This window comes from Shewanella decolorationis S12, assembly GCF_000485795.1.
GTDB lineage: Bacteria > Pseudomonadota > Gammaproteobacteria > Enterobacterales > Shewanellaceae > Shewanella > Shewanella decolorationis.
Map to the genome: position 1 here is coordinate 19,740 of NZ_AXZL01000071.1, position 18,973 is coordinate 38,712.

An 18,973-nucleotide genomic window follows, 5' to 3' on the forward strand; every position below is an offset into this window, starting at 1 on the left:
TCTGGATCATGGATTTTTAGGTGTTGATCCCGCTTAATTGCCTACATATTGTGTTTGTTGATTATTGAAGCACTATATGTAGTGTTAAATTTAATCGAAATGGAGAGGAACTGAACAATGCCAGTCGTGATCAAGCGGGATGGTTGCCGCACACCTTTTGATGAAACAAGGATAAGAGATGCAGTGATAGCGGCTGCAAACTCGGTTGGGATAGAGGATGCTGACTATGCCGCGACGGTTGCCGCCTGTGTGAGGGAGCGAGTGGCGAATCTGGCAGAAGTCGAGATCCACCATTTACAGGATGCGGTTGAAAATCTCTTAATGGAAGGCCCTTACAAATCCTTGGCGCGGGTCTATATCGAGTATCGGCACGACCGAGACATTTGCCGCGATGCGACCAGTAAACTCAATCTCGAAATCCGTGGTTTAGTCGAGCAAAGCAATGCCGCGCTGTTAAATGAAAACGCTAATAAAGACTCTAAAGTGATCCCAACCCAGCGGGATCTGCTCGCGGGTATAGTCGCGAAGCATTACGCCAAGAGCCATATTCTGCCTAAGGATGTAGTGGCCGCCCATGAGCTTGGCGAAATCCATTATCACGACCTCGATTATTCGCCGTTTTTCCCGATGTTTAACTGCATGTTGATTGATTTGGCAGGCATGTTGACCCACGGTTTTAAAATGGGCAACGCCGAAATTGAGACTCCAAAATCCATCTCCACCGCTACTGCTGTTACGGCGCAGATTATTGCCCAAGTGGCGAGCCATATTTATGGTGGCACTACGATTAACCGTATCGATGAAGTGCTCGCACCTTTTGTGGCGAAGAGCTATGACAAACATTATCAAGTGGCACTCAACTGGCAGATAAAAGATGCCAAGGCCTATGCGACGGCGCTGACAGAAAAAGAATGTCATGATGCTTTCCAATCCCTTGAATATGAAGTGAATACCTTACATACCGCCAATGGACAAACGCCCTTTGTCACCTTTGGTTTTGGTCTTGGCACTTCGTGGGAGTCGCGTTTAATTCAGCAATCCATGTTGAAAGTGCGTATGACGGGCCTAGGTAAAAATCGTAAGACTGCCGTGTTCCCTAAACTGGTGTTTGCGATTCGTGATGGCATTAACCACAAGGCCGGTGATTGCAACTACGATGTCAAACAAATGGCCCTAAAATGCGCCAGCATGCGCATGTATCCTGATATTTTGAACTACGAGCAAGTGGAAAGAGTCACGGGATCATTTAAAACCCCAATGGGCTGTCGCAGCTTTTTAGGCTCCTACAAAGAAAATGGCGAGCTGGTCCATGAAGGGCGCAATAATCTTGGGGTGGTGAGCTTAAACTTGCCCCGAGTGGCCCTCGAGGCCAATGGCGATGAGGCTGAGTTTTATCGTATTTTAGATGAGCGTTTACAACTTGCCCGCCGTGCATTAGATACTCGCATCGAACGCTTAAATGGCGTTAAAGCAAGAGTTGCGCCGATTCTGTATATGGAAGGCGCCTGTGGTGTGCGCCTGCGCGCCGATGATGATATCGCCCAAATCTTTAAAAATGGTCGGGCATCGATTTCATTAGGCTATATCGGTTTACATGAAACCATCAATGCGCTCTATGGCACCGAAACCCATGTGTTTGATGATGCCAAGCTGCGTGAAAAAGCGCTGGCGATTGTCGCGCACCTTAAAGCGGCTACCGATGCATGGAAGGCCGAAACCGGTTATGGCTTTAGCCTTTATAGCACCCCGAGTGAGAGCCTCTGCAGCCGTTTCTGCAAGCTCGATGCGCGCCAATTCGGCGTGGTTGCGGGCGTAACCGATAAGGGTTACTACACCAATAGCTTCCATTTGGATGTGGAAAAGCGGGTGAATCCCTACGATAAAATTGATTTTGAGCAGCCATATCCTGCGATCGCCAATGGCGGATTTATTTGCTACGGCGAGTATCCCAACATGCAGCACAATATCGAAGCGCTCGAAAATGTGTGGGATTACAGCTATAGCCGCGTGCCTTACTACGGCACTAACACGCCGATTGATGAATGCTACGACTGCGGTTTTACCGGTGAGTTTAGTTGTACCAGTAAAGGTTTTACTTGCCCTAAATGCGGTAACCACGAGCCAAGCCGTGTATCTGTCACCCGCCGAGTGTGCGGTTACTTAGGTAGCCCCGACGCCAGACCATTCAACCATGGCAAGCAAGAAGAAGTGAAACGCAGGATCAAACACTTGTAACACTTTTGCCTTGTTTGTTTTGTTACACTGGCACAGTCGCACTGGTGGCGACTGTGCTTTGATCTTTAGCCCCTAACCATATTGGGCTTTAGCGCGGATGCAGCAATGAACTATCACCAATATTATCCCGTTGACGTGGTAAACGGTCCTGGCACTCGGGTCACTCTATTTGTGTCAGGTTGTGAGCACCAATGCCGAGGTTGCTATAATCAAAGTACTTGGGATGTGCGCTCAGGCCATTTGTTTGATAAGGCAATGGAAGATACGCTTATTGCCGATCTACAGGATGAGCGCATTGTGCGCCGCGGCTTGTCACTCTCTGGGGGCGATCCACTCTTACCCGCCAACCTTGAGAGTATCCTCGCGTTAGTGAAGCGGGTGAAAACCGAATGTCCGGGTAAAGATATTTGGCTCTGGACAGGTTATACCTGGGATGCGCTAACGGATAAGCAGCGTGCGGTACTGGAATATGTGGACGTGCTGGTGGATGGTAAATTCGAACAGAGCCTTGCCGATCCGAGTTTGCCATACCGTGGCAGCAGCAATCAGGTGATCCGTTTCTTATAAAAGCGGTAACGAGGATCGCTAACTTGCTGTTATAATCCCACACCTTGACACAGTGACCCAGACATTCAGGCCCAAAATGGGGTAAATATCGACTGGGATTCACTTAAGTAATTTAAGGTAACATGATGAATTTAAAGCAAGAACTGCAGCAGCTTAACGATAAGTTAGATAAGTTTCGTCGTAAACTGGCGGCAGCAGAGCAACGTGGCGATGCCGTGATTGTGGCGCAATTTAAACGCGAGATTGCGGCGGTCACTAAGCAAATCAATAGTGTAAAAACGCAGCAGTCGCGCCTTTTACAAAAGCAAGGTACAGATATTCAACACTTGCCATTCCACCGCGCCCTCACCAAAGCTGAGCAAGCCGACATGGGTCAACTGAAAAAGTCAGTCAAAGGCCTAGTGGTTGTGCATCCGATGACGGCTCTCGGGCGAGAAATGGGCTTAACCGAAGTGACGGGTTTTGCTCCTGCTAAGTTTTAAGTTTTATTGGCAAGTTATTCATTGAGTTGCAAAATAAGGCACATGCTTATTTTGCAGCGCCTTGAATGGTTGTTCGACAGATTGAGCTATACCCGTGATAGCGCCACAGGTTTCGATTTATAGTTGATTAAATTACTAAAGTATTTCGTGATTACGGAAAACGCTTTAGAATAGGCGCTCAGTAGGCGAAGAGCCCAATCATCGTTTTGTTTATGGATGTTCCTTCCGTCTCATGGAATGAGAGTAGTCGTTAAGGTTAAGTCATGTCGATAAAATATGTCGCGACGTCAAAATTACCCACTCCCTGGGGCGTTTTTGCCATGCACGGTTTTGAAGATACCGAAACCGGTAAAGAGCATGTTGCCCTCACATTTGGCACCCTAAGTAGCGATGCCCCCGTATTAGGCCGTATTCACTCTGAGTGTCTCACGGGCGATGCCTTGTTCAGCTTACGCTGTGACTGTGGCTTCCAGCTGCAAACTGCGATGCAAAACATTGCCGAAACCGGCAGTGGGTTTATCTTATATTTGCGCCAAGAAGGCCGCGGTATCGGTCTGCTCAATAAGATCCGTGCCTATGAATTGCAGGATAAAGGCGCCAATACGGTTGAGGCAAATGAGCAATTAGGTTTCCCGGCGGACATGCGTAAATACGATATGATCCAACCTATGCTTGAACAAATTGGCGTGAAGCATGTACGCTTAATGACCAATAACCCTCGCAAAGTCAAAGCGATGAAGGAAATCGGCATCGAAGTGGTTGAGCGTGTTCCCCTGCAAGTCGGTAAGAACCGCTACAATGAGGCTTACTTAAAGACCAAATCCACCGAACTTGGGCATATGATGTCTGAGTATCATTTTACGGATGAAGAGTAATCTTTAACCAAAGCGATAACCGATTAGGCTTAGCAAATCAGGATCTGTTTGCATAAATTGAAGACCATTTTTAGCCGGTTACTCGTTAAATGCTGTTGCTGTTCGGCGCTATCAATGGGATGTGTCTTCCCACTGCTGGCGTCGACCGCTCCCATTGCAAGCCATGCCCCACCGCTGAACGCAGTGCTATCTCAGTCGTTTGCTCAAATGAGCCCCGAATCACCGATTGATGGCCAAAATAATCCCAACTCTGTTTATGCCTTTGGCAGTTATCTAGGTACGGGTGTGTATCGTGCCGCCGATCAAAATGCCACTGTGGTGAGCATTCCCTTAAGCTTTGATTTCTTAAAGGACGAAAGTAGTCAAACTTGGTTGCGTTTACCCTTATCCTTCGGTTTTTTTGACTACTTAGCCAAAGATATTACCGATGGTGAATTGCCTTCCTCGGTCGGGACAATGACGATGACGCCGGGCATTGAGCACCATTGGCAGGCAACGGCAAACACGCGGATGGAAGCCTATCTGGATGTGGGTTTCGGGACGAATTTTGAAACCGATGCAAACGTGGCTATTTTAGCCTCGGGCGTGAGTAGCCTGTATGGGTTCAGCCTCGTCGGTGAAGACAGCGTTTGGGTATCGAGGTTAAGGTTTGCAGGCTACAGTGAGCGGGTTGGGAAATTAACCGACCAATTTGCGGTATTGCAAACCGGGGTCGATATTGGCCTGTCACCCCGCTGGCAATGGTTGAATATTCAGATGCAACCGAGAGTCTTTGCAGTCGGTTATTGGTACTTCAACGAGCTGGACTTTACCCAAAATGCTGAAGATGAAACCATAGTCTCCGGTAGCTACGAGTTTGGCGCTACGCTAGCATTTTCTAAGCCTTTGGGGGGCGATCTCCTCGGCATAGATAGAATTGGCATCAGTTATCGAACCGGTGATGGATTAAATATCTGGCGTTTATTATTTAGTTTCCCTATTTAGTTTACATCACTAAGCTCATGAAGGGTTGATATGCAAACATTTATAGCATATTGATACTCAGTATTAGCCAGCGGCTTTTTGTGCATCCCGCATTTTCTTATCCATTAACACGGCGATTTGATTGCTAAGCTGCATAATTTGCTCCTGTAGCTGCTTACGTTGCTGATCCGCTGCTTCGGAATCATCTCCTTCAAGTTTCGTAAGCATCTCCTGCAATGCTTTGATTTGCTCTTTCAAACGTTTAATTTGTTCATCAATGATAGATTTGGGCTCTTCATTCTCAGTACTTTCCGTTTGTTGCAGTTTTTCTGCTGTTTGACCTCTGAGAGATGCGCCTACCTCGGTTGCGAGGGCTTGTCTTCCAGCATTGGAAATATTGACAGTTTCTTGTGTATCGGTCTCTGCCGACGAATTCTCAACGGCTGAGCTAGCTGTTGCAGTGCTAGTGATATAAGCACTGGAAACAGATTTGAAGGCATTGCTATTTGCAGTCGTATTTAATCCATTAATGTTCACGATAGATTCCTTAAATACTTCAATGTGGCCGCTCAACTATGTTCAATAGATTAACAGATGTGAGTGCCAAGTGTGCTTTAGTGAGTTATCGGCAGATGGACAAAAAACTCAAGCAGATTTTTACCCTTAATTTTGTAAAGGACGCGATATGTGGGATTGAGAACAGGACAAATTGGCCGTGAGTTATTTGTTAAGGAAACTTCCCCATCGGATTGACATGCTAAATCAGGGTATTTGGTAATACGGTATATCTAAGGTAACGTAGGCCAATTAATTGTACGACAATAATTTTACCCTACTAGGATACGAGTCAATGGATCATAAAAAACGCGCCGTACTACTCACGACAACCAGTTTTAAGGTGGTTTCCCTCTTATCCCTCAGTATCTTGAGTAGCATTTCTGCGCCGGTAATGGCCAAGAATATTTTAGATAAACTGACGGTTGCAGAAGGTTTTAACGTAAGTTTATTCGCTGATGATGTTGAAAATGCGCGCGAAATTGCCGTATCCGATAAAGGCATTGTCTATGCGGGCTCAATGAAGGCGGGGAATGTTTATGCTCTTATCGACCGTAACCAAGACGGCGTTGCCGATGAGAAAATCCTGGTTGCCTCAGGCCTTAAACTACCCTCGGGGGTGGTCATCAAAGATGGCGATCTCTATGTCTCCGAAGTGGAGCGCATCATTCGATTCAAGGATATAGATAACAACTTAAACTCACCCAAATTTGAGGTGGTGTTCGATGGCTTTCCAAGTGAAACCCACCATGGCTGGAAAGTATTAGGGGTTTCCCCGACAGGCGAGTTAATCATTCCAGTGGGCGTACCCTGTAATGTGTGCGCGGAGAATGAACGCTATGGGCGTATTTTCTCGCTTAATCTTGAGACCAAAAAATTAACCACTATCGCCCAAGGCGTTCGTAATTCTGTCGGGTTTGATTTTCAGCCCGGCACTCAAACTCTTTGGTTTAGCGATAATGGCCGCGACATGATGGGCGATGATATTCCTCCCTGCGAAATCAATAAGGTCAGTTATTCTGGTGAACATTTTGGCTTTCCTTATGTGCATGCAGGTACGATTCTTGACCCTGAGTTTGGTCAAGGTAAAGATCCAGCCAAATACACTGCACCGGCGCTATCCCTAGGAGCCCATGTGGCGCCGCTCGGCATTCATTTTTATTTGGGTAAACAATTCCCTCAGGACTATCAACAGCAATTGTTTGTGGCTGAGCATGGTTCGTGGAATCGCACTAAAAAAGCGGGTTATAAAGTGGCCGTGGCGACGATAGAACAAGGCAAGGTGGTTAAATACACCCCATTTTTAACCGGCTTTATGCAGGATGAACAAACCTTTGGTCGTCCTGTGGCCTTTGCTGAATTAGCCGATGGCAGTTTACTCGTCTCGGATGATTATGCTGGAGCTATTTACCGTGTGACTTATCCGCAGTCAAAGTAGCCGATAGCTAAGGCTTAAACGTAAATCCTACAGATAAACTGCTTAAAAGATAATGCGCGGGATAATCGAGTGAATTATCCCGCGCATTTTTGTCTGTTCTTGTGAATGCGCTTTTGAATATTCTCGCGAAATTAGTCGCGCTTGCCCCAGATATGGCTATTGATCTGGCCATCCGTTGCAGGTGACGATGTGGCCGTATTTGCCTGAGCAGATTTTTGTGCTGGTTTGGTAGGCTTCTTGGCCGCTGTTTTCGCCGGAGCGTTAGATGATTTTGCGGCGGGCAGCGGCAGTTTATTGGTTTTTAAATACAAATATTCCACTTTTTCCCGCGCCCAGTCGGTTTTTCTTAAAAAGCGCAGGCTCGATTTGATACTCGGATCTTCAGTAAAACAACGGATTTTGATGCGCGCGCCGAGCTCTTCCCAACCATAGTGTTCCACCAGTTGGGTGACTATGGCTTCGAGTGTGATGCCGTGTAATGGGTTATTTGTTTGAGTCATCTTGAATAAACTGCCGTGAACAATGGCGGGATTATACCAGTATTATGGGCTTAGGCTTAAGGTGATGGATAAAAAAACGGGCACTGATGAGTGCCCGTTTAATTTGAGTTGCGATATTTCTAGTGGTTTTGCTCGAAATTAGGCTTCATCGGGTAATTCGCCGTCGCTATCGACTTCACCTTTACCTTTGGTTTTCACAATCAATAACGCTGTGATTACTAAGGTTGAAATGCTTCCAGCAATGGTAGACAGGGTCATAGGTAAGCCCGCGCCTAAGGTTGCCGAGTTGAGTAGGAAGGTAATAACCACGGTCGTCATAAACATCGCTGGAATAGTGGTGATCCAGTGCAGTTTATTGTGACGCAGTAGGTAAGCTGAGGCTGTCCAGAGCATTAATACTGCGGTCGCTTGGTTAGCAACACCGAAGTAGCGCCAGATCACGCCGAAGTCGACTTGAGTCAGTAAACCACCAATCACAAATAATGGGATGGCCAGGACTAAACGTTTTGGTAACGCAACCTGTGGCATTTTAAAGAACTCAGCCAAGATCAAACGGGCAGAGCGGAAAGCGGTGTCGCCTGAGGTAATTGGCAGAATGATTACCCCAAGGATGGCCATAAAGCCACCGACAGCACCTAATAGACCGGTAGAGGCTTCGTATACTACGTTTGCAGGGTTGCCCGCCATGCCAGTGCTTAATCCTTCAACACCGTGGAAGTAAGACAGCGCAATCGCACACCAGAGTAGGGCGATGATACCTTCACCGATCATGGCACCAAAGAACACGAAACGGCCATTCTTTTCGTTTTCAACGCAACGAGCCATCAGCGGTGATTGTGTGGCGTGGAAACCTGAAATCGCGCCACAAGCGATGGTGATAAACAGCGCTGGCCACAGAGGCATATCTTTAGGGTTTAAGTTTTGGAAGAAGTCGCCCGCTTGTACATTTGGTAGCAAAGAATGCTCACTAGATAGCATGATAGCGAAGGCTAAACCAAAGGACATAAAGAACAACAGCGCACCGAAGAAAGGATATAAGCGGCCGATAATTTTATCGACGGGTACCACAGTCGCAATCAGGTAGTAAACGAAGATAATCGCAACGAAAATGCTGACATCCCAACCAGTTAGCTTGCCTAACAGACCCGCAGGCGCAGAGATAAATACTACACCCACAAGTAGTAGCAGGATAATGGCAAACACGTTCATAAAGTGTTTGGCGCTCTTACCTAAGTATTTACCCGCAAGGTTTGGCACAGATTGGCCGCCGTTACGGACCGACAGCATCCCCGAGAAGTAATCGTGCACCGCACCCGCAAAAATACAACCGATCACAATCCACAGCATGGCTGCTGGACCGTAAAGCGCACCTAGGATTGGGCCGAAGATTGGACCGACACCCGCGATATTCAATAGTTGGATTAAGTACACTTTGCCTTTCGACATAGGCACATAGTCTACACCGTCAGTTTGGCTAAAAGCAGGTGTTTGACGTTTTTCGTTGATACCAAATACCTTTTCAACAAAGGTACCGTAGATAAAGTAACCGCCGATCAATAGACCGACGCAGAGTAGGAACCACATCATTTTAGTTATCTCCCCATTTTGAGTTGTGCAGAGTGTAAACAAGTTGTTTACACAAAACAGCGCTAACTGGGTGAGAGGTCGATAACGCTGACTCAGCGGCAATAGAATGGGGCGAGCGGTTGCATTCGTATGTCATTCATAAGTATTGAACGCCCCGAGTGGTTAGGATATGAGCATACGCAGTTAACAATCTGGCTATTGAAAGCCAAACAATTGCTTAAGACTTTTTAGATAGCGGCGAGACACAGGTACTTTGTCACCAAGTAGGGTGGTGACTTCGGCGCCAGTATCGAGCAGTTCTATCTCGGCAATGGCTTTGGGTGAAATCAGATACTGGCGATGACAGCGCACTAGCGGCGTTTTTTCCTCTAACACCTTTAGTGTGAGCTGAGTGTGGACCTTGCCTTTGGTACAGGCGACATGGATACCGCTTAAATCGCTAAACACATATTCAACATCTTGAATGGGGATCACTTTTAACTTACTGCCGCTGTAACAGGGTAAATGCTCCAGCGTCGTTGGCGCGATAAGATTTACGGCTTGTGGCGTAAGATCCTTACGCACTCGTTTCAAGGTTTGGCTGAGGCGCTCGGCATCTATAGGTTTGAGTAGATAATCAAAGGCATGATTATCAAAGGCTTTGACTGCAAACTCATCGAACGCGGTCACAAACACGATTTTGGGCAAAGTGTCGGGATCAAGCATGGCAATCAGCTCCATGCCTGAAATCCGCGGCATTTGGATGTCGAGAAAAATTAATTGAGGTTTTTCTTTGGCAATAGTTTGCAGCGCTTCAATCGCATTGGAGCATTGGCCGATAATCTCTATATCGGCTTCTTGACCAAGCAGATCGGCCAGTTCTTCGCGGGCAAACAATTCATCGTCGACAATTAAACAAGTGATCACGTGCTAGTTTCCGTCTGTTCTATGGGTAAGCGGATGGTGACTTTGGTGTACTCATCCGGCTCGCATTCCACCTGAATGCCATACTGCTCGCCAAACAGGTTTTGGATCCGTTTATGGACTAAATTCATGCCTAGCCCTTCAGAACCAATAATGGGTTGGTAAAGCCCCGCATTATCAGTGACTTCTAAGACCAAAACCTGCTCTTCCATCCGGCCTGTCACCTTGATTTGCCCTTGCTCAATCATATGGGAGGTGCCGTGTTTGACGGCATTCTCAATGATGGGCTGCAGGGTAAACGCAGGTACTTTGCAGTGATAGAGTGACTCAGGGATAGCGATATTGACCTGTAATTTATCAATAAATCGGGCTTTCTCAATGGTGAGATAGGACGCGATGTGATCCAGCTCATCACCGAGAGTGACTAAACCCGTAGTGCGTTTTAAATTGATCCGTAAAAACTGCGACAATTGCTGTAACAGTTGCTTCGACATATCAGGATCGCGCTTGATAATCGCGCTGATGGTATTGAGTGCATTAAATAAAAAATGCGGATTCACTTGAGCTTGCAGTAATTTGAGCTCGGCTTGGGTCAGCAGATTTTGTTGCTGCTCAAAGCGGCCATAGAGGATCTGGTTCGACAATAGCCGCGCAATCCCTTCGCCTAAGGTGCGGTTAATGTTCAGGAACAGCTTATTTTTAGGCTCATATAACTTGATAGTGCCAATGACTTCGGTGTCGCTGCGAAGCGGGATCACCAGGCTAGAGCCGAGTTTACACTGGCTCGAAATCGAGCAGGAATAGGGCATCTCTACGCCATCGGCGAACATCACTTTATTCTGGTTAATGGCCTCAAGGGTTATTTTTGAGGAAATCGGTGTGCCGGGAATATGATGGTCGGCGCCTATGCCAATAAAAGCCAAGAGTTTTTCGCGGTCGGTAATGGCCACAGCACCGACGTTGGTCTCTTGGATCACAATTTGCGCGACCTTACCGCTACTTTCTTCGTTAAAGCCTTTTGAAAGTAGACCAACGCTGCGCTCGGCAATCTTTAGCGCCTTGGTCGAGAAGCTGGAGGATAGTTTATCGAACATGGTTTTTTGGTCACGGATCATGCTCATAAACAGCGCCGCACCGATGGAGTTAACCAAGAGCATCGGTGGCGCAATTTGCCGAACTAATTCCCAAGCATCATCGAAGGGGCGAGCGATCAGTAAAATAATGCTCATCTGCATCATTTCGGCGTAAAAGGTGACTAGGCAAACTAACAGTGGATTGTAGATAAGCTCGCTCTTACCTGCGCGGCGCAAGTAAAAACTGATCATTCCTGCTGAGAGCCCCTCAAGGGTGGTGGAGATAGCGCAGGCTACATCGGTAAAGCCACCCATACTATAGCGGTGTAAACCACCGGTGAGTCCGACTAATAAGCCAGTGACAGGTCCACCGAGTAAACCACCTAATACGGCGCCCATTGCGCGAGTATTGGCAATAGCGCCCGAGGTTTGCTCGCCAAAATAGGTCGCCATGATACAAAAACTGGAAAATACGAGATAAATAAAAATTTTGTGGGGCAGGCGCGGCGAAGTTTCGGCGAATAATTTAAAAAGCGGTGTTTTACTGACTAAATACACTATCACTAAGTAGAGTGACATCTGTTGGGTTAGGAGCAGGATTAAAGACATAATGGCTCACTTTATTGTCACAGCGGTCAGCGCGAGTATTGAAATCGCAGAATGTGCGCAAGATCAGGGTTAACATTCAACAGTTCGGATATAAAGCCTAATCTTATTTGCATCTTTTGGAGAGGCTATGTCCGATTCTATTCACGGTCATGACGTTATGGCGCTGATGGTAGCGCAAGAAAATCCGCTTTTAAAGCCTGAGTTTATCGCCTTGATGGCACAAACCTTTGGCGACAATGCGCGTTACCACACTTGTAGCGCCGAAGATCTTACCGCAGAAGAGTTAATCAGTTTGTTGTTAAGCAAAGGGAAAATGCTGGAATCGGAGCAAGGTTTGACTCTGGTGGCTGGGCGGCAGTGTAATCATTCACACCACTGAGATGATTCAAAGTACTCTTGCTAATCGAAGCTTAGCTAATTGAAGTGGAGGCTAATTGCAGTCTAGGTTCATATGAGCCTAGGCTAATTAACCTTAGTTGATATAGCGTCAGTCCAGTTTAGAACCATTGGCTGCATTAGGTTGCGGCCAATTAAATCTCTCTAAAGCGGGATTTTATAGCTGTTTGCATCGCGGCAGTTTTATTGTAGAAAACTTAAGCCGTTATCACTCACGATAACCGTTAATAACAATGTATAAAGAGTAGGGTTAACCCTCATTTTTCTTACTTTTATTGACTACTTTGAGTTGTTCTTCAGCCGTTCTGTGACTGAACTCATCAATCAGAATACGTAGTAAACGGGACTTGGCGATCTTGGTTTCCTTTGCAAGGTAATCTAGCTGGGAAATACTGGTTTCGGTCAAGGTAAAAGTGGCGTGACGGTAAATTTTAGCGGACTTTTTATCTAAGCCCTTAGGTTGTGTTGAGTCAACCTTGAGAATACTCGCTTTACCTAAAGCGTAGTTATTAGCATCTTCAATAAAATCATCAACCGAAACTGCCTTAATGGCCTGTTTGGGTTGCTTACGTTTAAGATCAGTTAAGCTCATAACTATTTTCTGGAGGTAAGGTGAACAGCTCATCCACAATTGCGCGGATCTCGTCGGCCGCTTTTCCATCTGGCTCAATTTCCATTACGGACGATCCCTTTTCTTCACTGTCATCATAAATATTGCGGCAGAAAGTGACTGAGTTGAGTACTCGCAGGCCGAAGGATTGCACCACTTCTTTGGCCTCTAAAATACGTTTGACCTGCGTTGGTAGGGCGGGGCATTGGGTGAGCACTATGGTGGCCACCATTTTGGGGTTAACCATCTTACAGGTGCTGAGCATGTCTTCCATATGTGGTAAAGTTTTTAGATCGCGACGTTTGGGCCTAAGGGGAATAACAACATAAGTTGCTACCGACATGGCGGCGCGCATTGCAAGGTTATCCTGACCACCGCAGTCAACGATAACGTAGTCGAATCGTTCATTCAGACTGAGCAGATCGTTACGAATTTTGCCGTAGAGCTGAATACAGTTAATGGCTGGGAGGCTAGGGTCGTTATTTCGAGCTTGGATCCAGTCGGATGTGGTACGTTGTGGATCGCAATCAACCATTAATACGTTAGCAGCGAATTTTTGTTTTATGTAAACCGCAAGATTTTGTGCGAGACAACTCTTGCCACTGCCACCTTTTTCTCCACCCACCAGCAATATCATAGCTATGTCCCTTGAATGAATAGTCCAACTAATTCAGTGTAGAACAGCTCAATCGACCCTGCGTAACTCGATCAAAATTAAAGCAACTGCATGGCGACATGGTAACTTTGATCATGCCGTTTTGAGCAGCGACAAACTTGGCCTTTTACACAATTTTGCTGCGAGGTTTCAGGATTAAATGTCACCTTCACTAATTCGCCAAGGGCAAATGGTTTTTTATAATCGAATAGAATGCCTCGACGGGCTAAATCAATACAAACACCTTCGTCAGAGTGTTCAATTCCTTCACTGTCTGTCCAATGCAGTAGGACGCGCTCGGCTTCCATATCGACGCGAAGCGAGCTGCGTTTTTCTGTAAATCCAACTGGATGTTCACCCATAACTCAATTGCCCCGTAAATAATTGATCTCAGTAAAACTAGCATAATTGCTTTTTGCCAGAATACCAATGTGAACAAGCGGTCTTTAGTGGGGTTTTTATGTGGGGAGTCGCGCCATTACTGTGGGTGGTAATGGCGCATTGCAGTATTTAATTGTCGTATTCTTGATTTTTGGGATAAGGCATTTTTAATTGACCCCAACGGATCACGATAACTGTTGCCGCTAAGATCAAGGTGGAGAGTGAGATGGCTGCAATTCGCCAGTCGTCCATGCTTTTCATATCTAAAATCAAATATCGCGCAAGGGCGACAATGGCGATATAAAGTGGCATACGCACTGGTAATTTGCCTGATTCTGCATAGTTCGCGACCATGGCGAGCACTTCGAGGTAAATAAACAGTAACAGCAAATCGGCTAGGGCAACGGCACCTACATTGAAAACATGAACAATTTCTTGGCCAATAGCGACAACTGTTGCAATCGCGATGATGATTAATACTAGGTGTTCAACGGCCTTTAAGCCTTTAGCACCATACTGACGATAAAATGGCATAGTTACTCCCTACTGAATATTTTTGTAAATAGTAACAGTAAAAATATCTTGAATAGGGAAAAGAGGCGCGATTCTCTGTGACTCAATTCACAAGATAGCAATTGCTTGTTGAGCCACAGAATCAAAGCGCCGTGATTTTAGACGCCGCTTTAGCCAGGGCGACCATCTGCTCTTATCCGGCAAAGCATAGGTGCATAGCAGTAGCTAAAACAGCTAAACGCGAATATCCAGCAGGTAATCGCTGCAAGCATGAGTTCGATAAACCAAGCGCTGAGTACTCCTGCCAAGACGCGAAGTACAGTGGCTAACAGTATTAAGCCAAAAGCGAGCACCATAGGGCGAGGTGGCGAAAGTGGGCGCCCAGTATGCCCTAGTGATACCCGTGACATCATCGCAAGGATCATTCCGCCTAATCCCCCAACAGTAATAGCATGCATGCCAACGGAAAGTGGTAGTCCTGCTGCAATCAACCCTAGGCCGATAGGGATACACAAGTAACTAAAATGCAGCGACCATAATAGTGGCACAGGAAAACTTGCATTCCATCCCCAGCGAGACCAACGTATTAAGATTACTAAGCCTGCGATGCCAGCAATAACTCGGGTGAATAATGTTTCTGTTAAAAAGAGACTTAGCACTAGGGCTAATAGACTCGCGAAACTTAAATACTCTATCACTGGGATTGGCGACTTTTTTTGCCACTTAGTTGCACGCTCAGTGAAAAATGGGATCACCCGTCCACCGAGCAGCGCAACAATAACCGCGACCAATATCACCGCGGCGTATAGTCCGTTATTCATCCAATTCAATTGATTAGTCATTAAGCCGTAATAACTCACGCCGTTGAAGACGGTGAGTAAACTTAGAATGGGGATAAACACAAAGTTGCGCCACTGGCGAATCTCAATCACTGAAATGGCTAATAAGACCGCCGTTAAGGGTAAAAACAGCAGATCGATGACCATTATGACAACCAGCGGAATGTTGAAGGGCAATATGAACAGCAACCGAGGTAGTAGCCAGACTAAAAATAGTCCAGCTAAAGGCAAACCTTTAATGCCAGGGCGTCCCGTCCAGTTTTGAACGGCCGTCAGTAAAAAGCCTGCAACCACTGCGCAGACAAAGCCAAAAATCATCTCATGGCCATGCCACCAGAGTGGATTGAGTGTAGTTGGCAGTGACGATTTGCCGGAGAGCAAACCGCCCCATATACCCAAACTTAAGAGACTAAATAGGCTGGCAAACAGGAAAAAGGGTCTAAAACCTAAGCGAAACAAGGCTACTTTGGGTTGTAAGTGGGCTGGTTCATCAATGTTCAACATAAGAATGAAGTTTTAGTGGTTAGCATGGGCTTATTTTAAGCTGCAAATAAAATGAATGTATATATCTCCTTGTGAGTAACGCTGGGTTTATTACCGTGAAAGGTGTTTATTTTGCTGTTAGATGTGACGGATTGGCACTTAGATTGAAGTCGATATTAGCGATTTAAGTTTAGTAAGCGGCAAGTGTTACAGGTGAGGGGAGAAGGTCATGCAGAGATGGGGTAACTTGTTCAATATCTTGGGTGAGCCTGACGACGAGATCCAATTCAATAAGTTAAGTGAATGTATCTAAGTTGAATCACTAACAAGGCATCTAAGCGCTAATCAAAATGATTAGATACGCTTAGATGCACTTCAATAAAATACGGGCGAGCGGCGGGATGGTGCGGCAAAGATTCGGCAAATTATTTGGTCTTACGTTTTTGCCATTTAAACATGATGGAGTATTTCCACAGATTACTGATCGTTAGGTATCCCAAGGCGGAAAATATGACTCCCAACACTAAGCAACCAAGTAAAAATGGAGGGCCAATGGTGGCTAATGAAGATTCAATCCACTGCCAGCTGGCTTCAAAGGCAAACTCCTGCGGCGCATGGCCAAGAATTTTCGCGCCTAATAAATAGGCACCATAAAACATCACCGGCATGGTCAGCGGGTTGGTGATCCACACTAATGCGACAGAGACGGGAATATTGACATTAAACAGGATGGCGAAAGCGGCGGCGACCACCATTTGAAACGGCATTGGGATCCAAGCGACAAACAAGCCTATGGCAAAGGCCCCCGGGGCAGAGCGGCGATTAAGCGCCCACAGATTGGGGTTATGTAATAAGCGACCGAAAATGCGTAGGTGTTTGTGCTCACGCAGGGTTTCAGGCTTAGGCATATACTTTTTGATTAATTTTTTTGGCATAGGCTGAAATTGCTGTCTTAACTTAATTCACTATGAATGGATTCATTTTTGGCTTTAGTGCCACTTTACTGTCAGCGATGTTGTGGCCGTCGCTGCTGCCAATCAGTTATTTACCCTATCTTTGCCTTGGGGCGCTCGTCTTATTCAAAAAAGCGTCTACTTTGTCCGGCGCGCTCTTTGCGGTGTTTTGGCTCACAGGGTTTTGCTTCATTTTATCTCGGCAGGATCTTCCTTTATCACTACAGCCAGTTCAAGTGAGGGGCGAAATCATATCACTAGTTAGTCAAAACAGCGACTGGGTTAGCTTCGATATTATTGTCGATAAACCAAATTTAATCTTCTGGCCAAGGGCTAAGTTACGATTAACTTGGCAATCCCCCGAAGCGGTGCAAGTGGGGCAAGTTTGGTCATTCACGCTGATGCCTAAAAGTATCTCAAGCGTGTTAAATCAAGGTGGCTACAACGAGCAAAAACAATTGATTAGTCAGCATATTGTTGGCAAAGGACGAGTCATTCATGCCCAACTGCTCACGACTCATTTTTCATTACGGAATCATCTGATTAGCCAATTGTCCCCTAAGTTGTCGACATTCGCGCAGGGGGATATTTTGCTCGCGCTGATTTTGGGCGATAAGCAACTCATACCAGCCAGTAAGTGGCAGGCATTAAGGCAAACGGGAACAGGGCATTTAGTGGCGATATCTGGGCTGCATTTGTCGGTGATCACCGCTTGGGTTTATATATGCACGCTGTTTCTACTAAGCCGCTTCGCGGCGCATCCCAGCAGACGCAATCTAGTGATTGCACTATTGCTCGCCGGAGGTAGTGCTTTATTTTATAGCTATTTAGCGGGATTTGCGGTTTCAACTCAACGCGCGTTAGTGATGATTTTATTGATCATGCTGCTGAGTTTATTAAGACGCTACTCGAGTGCGTGGGACCGTTTACTGTTTGCACTCTTTATTGTGCTTTTGTTCGATCCGCTTGCCTGTTTGAGTGCAGGTTTTTGGCTGTCGTTTTGCGCCTTGGCGATTATTTTATATACCTTGGAAAGCGCACCTCGTATTCAGCCCGCTGAAGGTAAAGCCACCTTTAGGGCAAAAGCGAGAGGGAGACTCGCGCAATTTTGGTCGATTCAATGGCGTTTAAGTCTGGTGTTAGGGTTAGTGCAGGCGGTGTTTTTCGGCGGCCTTAGCGTACACAGTCTGTGGATGAATATGCTGGTGGTGCCTTGGTTTAGCCTTGTCGTCATCCCCTTATCTATGTTGGCGTTTATCCTCTGGTGGTTAGGCACGTTTTTTGGTCAAGCATGGTTTGGGCTGTTCCATCTGGCTGATTTCACCGTGTTACCCTATGGCAAGTTATTGGAACTTAGTGGTAATTTGCCCGTCCATTGGCATTCGGTCTCAGATACCTTGCTCGGGGCCAGTCTGTGCGTATTGTTGGCCTTGATTCTATGGCGTTATCTTCCGCATCATAGTCGATATGGACTATGGCATTTACCCATCACCTTGCTGTTTATTCCGGCCACATTAGTGTTTTTTCCACGTATGACTGAACCATCTTCCCCTCAGTGGACATTGCATCTACTCGATGTCGGACAGGGCTTAGCCGTGGTGATTGAGCAGGATAGGCGAGCACTTATCTATGATACGGGCGCCGCCTTTGGTGAGGATTTTAGCTATAGTGAGCGGGTGATTATCCCGTTTCTTAGCAGTAAAGGCTTAGCTTTGGTGGATTATATTGTTGTGAGTCATGGCGATAACGACCATGCCGGCGGTGCCGAGGTGTTGTCCAAAGCTTATCCTAGGGCAAACTGGATAACTGATGTGGCTCATTTAGAGGGTATGCCTTGTTTGCCGCAGCAAATTCAGTGGCAGCAATTAAGGTTAAGCTTTATCTCGCCTCAGACGGCCAAGGGAGGGAATAACGCCTCCTGCGTGTTGCGTATCGACGATGGTGTGCACAGTCTGTTACTGAGCGGTGATATTGAAAAGGAAACCGAAGCGGTACTGATTGAGCAAGCACTCAAAGGCGCCGAGCTTAAAAGCCAAGTATTAATTGCGCCGCACCATGGCAGCCGCACCTCATCAACCCCAGCCTTTATCGATGCTGTCGCTCCTGAATTAGTGTTGTTTCCTGCAGGTCTTAATAATCGTTATGGCTTCCCCAAGCCCGATGTGGTTGCGCGTTATCAAGCGCGGAATATTGATTATTTTACAACGGGGCGAGAAGGGCAGATCAGTGTTTCTTTTGCTGCTGGACGGCTTGAGGTGAAGACCTATCGGCGTGATTTGGCGCCATTTTGGTATAACCGCTTGTTTAGATTTGGTGACTTGATTAATCCAGAGTAGAATGAGAACTTTGCCATAAT

At 46.4% G+C, this 18,973-nt stretch carries 19 protein-coding genes; 8 read left to right on the forward strand and 11 right to left on the reverse strand.

Annotation, left to right across the window (positions count from 1 at the left end):
- Nucleotides 1–117 precede the first annotated feature (117 nt).
- The 5 genes from nrdD to SHD_RS14505 all read left to right on the forward strand — a co-directional run bounded on the left by nrdD (nucleotide 118) and on the right by SHD_RS14505 (nucleotide 5,143).
- The gene (nrdD, locus tag SHD_RS14485; RefSeq protein ID WP_023267810.1) at nucleotides 118–2,235 is read left to right on the forward strand and encodes an anaerobic ribonucleoside-triphosphate reductase; all 2,118 of its coding nucleotides are present in this window, start codon (nucleotides 118–120) and stop codon (nucleotides 2,233–2,235) included.
- 105 nt (nucleotides 2,236–2,340) lie between these two features.
- The gene (gene nrdG, locus SHD_RS14490; RefSeq protein WP_039978477.1) at nucleotides 2,341–2,802 is read left to right on the forward strand and encodes an anaerobic ribonucleoside-triphosphate reductase-activating protein; all 462 of its coding nucleotides are present in this window, start codon (nucleotides 2,341–2,343) and stop codon (nucleotides 2,800–2,802) included.
- Between the two features lie 125 nt (nucleotides 2,803–2,927).
- Nucleotides 2,928–3,284, forward strand: a complete 357-nt coding sequence (locus SHD_RS14495) for a YibL family ribosome-associated protein (protein WP_011717500.1) — start codon at nucleotides 2,928–2,930, stop codon at nucleotides 3,282–3,284.
- A gap of 263 nt (nucleotides 3,285–3,547) precedes the next feature.
- Nucleotides 3,548–4,159, forward strand: coding sequence for a GTP cyclohydrolase II (gene ribA, locus SHD_RS14500; RefSeq protein WP_023267813.1), 612 nt, complete (start codon nucleotides 3,548–3,550; stop codon nucleotides 4,157–4,159).
- A 114-nt stretch (nucleotides 4,160–4,273) separates the two neighbouring features.
- Entirely contained in the window at nucleotides 4,274–5,143 is an 870-nt protein-coding gene (locus SHD_RS14505) for a hypothetical protein (RefSeq protein ID WP_023267814.1), read from the forward strand.
- Between the two features lie 63 nt (nucleotides 5,144–5,206).
- Here SHD_RS14505 and SHD_RS14510 read toward each other — a convergent pair whose 3' ends face one another.
- Complete coding sequence (locus SHD_RS14510; protein WP_039978478.1) at nucleotides 5,207–5,659, reverse strand: FlxA-like family protein; 453 nt, start codon at nucleotides 5,657–5,659, stop codon at nucleotides 5,207–5,209.
- Between the two features lie 412 nt (nucleotides 5,660–6,071).
- On the opposite strand from SHD_RS14510, the gene SHD_RS14515 reads away from it, so the two are divergent.
- Entirely contained in the window at nucleotides 6,072–7,115 is a 1,044-nt protein-coding gene (locus tag SHD_RS14515) for a PQQ-dependent sugar dehydrogenase (RefSeq protein WP_412085171.1), read from the forward strand.
- Between the two features lie 131 nt (nucleotides 7,116–7,246).
- On the opposite strand, the gene SHD_RS14520 is transcribed toward SHD_RS14515, so the two are convergent.
- The 4 genes from SHD_RS14520 to SHD_RS14535 all read right to left on the reverse strand — a co-directional run bounded on the left by SHD_RS14520 (nucleotide 7,247) and on the right by SHD_RS14535 (nucleotide 11,787).
- Entirely contained in the window at nucleotides 7,247–7,615 is a 369-nt protein-coding gene (locus SHD_RS14520; RefSeq protein WP_023267817.1) for a VF530 family protein, read from the reverse strand.
- Nucleotides 7,616–7,753: 138 nt separating this feature from the next.
- Nucleotides 7,754–9,202, reverse strand: a complete 1,449-nt coding sequence (locus SHD_RS14525; RefSeq protein WP_023267818.1) for a carbon starvation CstA family protein — start codon at nucleotides 9,200–9,202, stop codon at nucleotides 7,754–7,756.
- Nucleotides 9,203–9,397: 195 nt separating this feature from the next.
- On the reverse strand, nucleotides 9,398–10,108 hold the full coding sequence (gene btsR, locus SHD_RS14530) for a two-component system response regulator BtsR (RefSeq protein ID WP_023267819.1): 711 nt from the start codon (nucleotides 10,106–10,108) through the stop codon (nucleotides 9,398–9,400).
- Nucleotides 10,105–11,787 (reverse strand): sensor histidine kinase, encoded by a 1,683-nt coding sequence (locus SHD_RS14535; protein ID WP_039978479.1) that lies wholly within the window; start codon nucleotides 11,785–11,787, stop codon nucleotides 10,105–10,107. Before SHD_RS14535 ends, btsR begins: the two co-directional genes overlap by 4 nt.
- Before the next feature lie 127 nt (nucleotides 11,788–11,914).
- On the opposite strand from SHD_RS14535, the gene SHD_RS14540 reads away from it, so the two are divergent.
- A complete protein-coding gene (locus SHD_RS14540; protein ID WP_023267821.1) occupies nucleotides 11,915–12,166 on the forward strand; it encodes a YecH family metal-binding protein in 252 nt (83 codons plus the stop codon).
- A 267-nt stretch (nucleotides 12,167–12,433) separates the two neighbouring features.
- Here SHD_RS14540 and SHD_RS14545 read toward each other — a convergent pair whose 3' ends face one another.
- From SHD_RS14545 to SHD_RS14570, 6 genes are all read right to left on the reverse strand, one after another.
- A complete protein-coding gene (locus SHD_RS14545; protein ID WP_023267822.1) occupies nucleotides 12,434–12,775 on the reverse strand; it encodes a hypothetical protein in 342 nt (113 codons plus the stop codon).
- Entirely contained in the window at nucleotides 12,762–13,430 is a 669-nt protein-coding gene (locus SHD_RS14550) for an AAA family ATPase (protein WP_011623182.1), read from the reverse strand. Before SHD_RS14550 ends, SHD_RS14545 begins: the two co-directional genes overlap by 14 nt.
- A gap of 77 nt (nucleotides 13,431–13,507) precedes the next feature.
- Nucleotides 13,508–13,810, reverse strand: a complete 303-nt coding sequence (locus SHD_RS14555) for a PilZ domain-containing protein (protein WP_023267823.1) — start codon at nucleotides 13,808–13,810, stop codon at nucleotides 13,508–13,510.
- Between the two features lie 148 nt (nucleotides 13,811–13,958).
- Nucleotides 13,959–14,363, reverse strand: coding sequence for a phosphate-starvation-inducible protein PsiE (locus SHD_RS14560; protein ID WP_011623180.1), 405 nt, complete (start codon nucleotides 14,361–14,363; stop codon nucleotides 13,959–13,961).
- A gap of 149 nt (nucleotides 14,364–14,512) precedes the next feature.
- Complete coding sequence (locus SHD_RS14565; RefSeq protein ID WP_023267824.1) at nucleotides 14,513–15,685, reverse strand: NnrS family protein; 1,173 nt, start codon at nucleotides 15,683–15,685, stop codon at nucleotides 14,513–14,515.
- Between the two features lie 404 nt (nucleotides 15,686–16,089).
- Nucleotides 16,090–16,599, reverse strand: a complete 510-nt coding sequence (locus SHD_RS14570; RefSeq protein ID WP_023267825.1) for a DUF2062 domain-containing protein — start codon at nucleotides 16,597–16,599, stop codon at nucleotides 16,090–16,092.
- Between the two features lie 32 nt (nucleotides 16,600–16,631).
- On the opposite strand from SHD_RS14570, the gene SHD_RS14575 reads away from it, so the two are divergent.
- The gene (locus SHD_RS14575; protein WP_023267826.1) at nucleotides 16,632–18,953 is read left to right on the forward strand and encodes a DNA internalization-related competence protein ComEC/Rec2; all 2,322 of its coding nucleotides are present in this window, start codon (nucleotides 16,632–16,634) and stop codon (nucleotides 18,951–18,953) included.
- The last annotated feature ends 20 nt before the right edge of the window (nucleotides 18,954–18,973 follow it).

Bases quoted from the DNA above. Each gene is read 5' to 3' on its own strand.
- nrdD (WP_023267810.1), top strand. From the start codon at position 118: ATGCCAGTCGTGATCAAGCGGGATGGTTGCCGCACACCTTTTGATGAA.
- nrdG (WP_039978477.1), top strand. From the start codon at position 2,341: ATGAACTATCACCAATATTATCCCGTTGACGTGGTAAACGGTCCTGGC.
- SHD_RS14495 (WP_011717500.1), top strand. From the start codon at position 2,928: ATGAATTTAAAGCAAGAACTGCAGCAGCTTAACGATAAGTTAGATAAG.
- ribA (WP_023267813.1), top strand. From the start codon at position 3,548: ATGTCGATAAAATATGTCGCGACGTCAAAATTACCCACTCCCTGGGGC.
- SHD_RS14505 (WP_023267814.1), top strand. From the start codon at position 4,274: ATGGGATGTGTCTTCCCACTGCTGGCGTCGACCGCTCCCATTGCAAGC.
- SHD_RS14515 (WP_412085171.1), top strand. From the start codon at position 6,072: ATGGCCAAGAATATTTTAGATAAACTGACGGTTGCAGAAGGTTTTAAC.
- SHD_RS14520 (WP_023267817.1), bottom strand. From the start codon at position 7,615: ATGACTCAAACAAATAACCCATTACACGGCATCACACTCGAAGCCATA.
- SHD_RS14525 (WP_023267818.1), bottom strand. From the start codon at position 9,202: ATGATGTGGTTCCTACTCTGCGTCGGTCTATTGATCGGCGGTTACTTT.
- SHD_RS14535 (WP_039978479.1), bottom strand. From the start codon at position 11,787: ATGTCTTTAATCCTGCTCCTAACCCAACAGATGTCACTCTACTTAGTG.
- SHD_RS14540 (WP_023267821.1), top strand. From the start codon at position 11,915: ATGTCCGATTCTATTCACGGTCATGACGTTATGGCGCTGATGGTAGCG.
- SHD_RS14545 (WP_023267822.1), bottom strand. From the start codon at position 12,775: ATGAGCTTAACTGATCTTAAACGTAAGCAACCCAAACAGGCCATTAAG.
- SHD_RS14550 (WP_011623182.1), bottom strand. From the start codon at position 13,430: ATGATATTGCTGGTGGGTGGAGAAAAAGGTGGCAGTGGCAAGAGTTGT.
- SHD_RS14555 (WP_023267823.1), bottom strand. From the start codon at position 13,810: ATGGGTGAACATCCAGTTGGATTTACAGAAAAACGCAGCTCGCTTCGC.
- SHD_RS14560 (WP_011623180.1), bottom strand. From the start codon at position 14,363: ATGCCATTTTATCGTCAGTATGGTGCTAAAGGCTTAAAGGCCGTTGAA.
- SHD_RS14565 (WP_023267824.1), bottom strand. From the start codon at position 15,685: ATGTTGAACATTGATGAACCAGCCCACTTACAACCCAAAGTAGCCTTG.
- SHD_RS14570 (WP_023267825.1), bottom strand. From the start codon at position 16,599: ATGCCAAAAAAATTAATCAAAAAGTATATGCCTAAGCCTGAAACCCTG.
- SHD_RS14575 (WP_023267826.1), top strand. From the start codon at position 16,632: ATGAATGGATTCATTTTTGGCTTTAGTGCCACTTTACTGTCAGCGATG.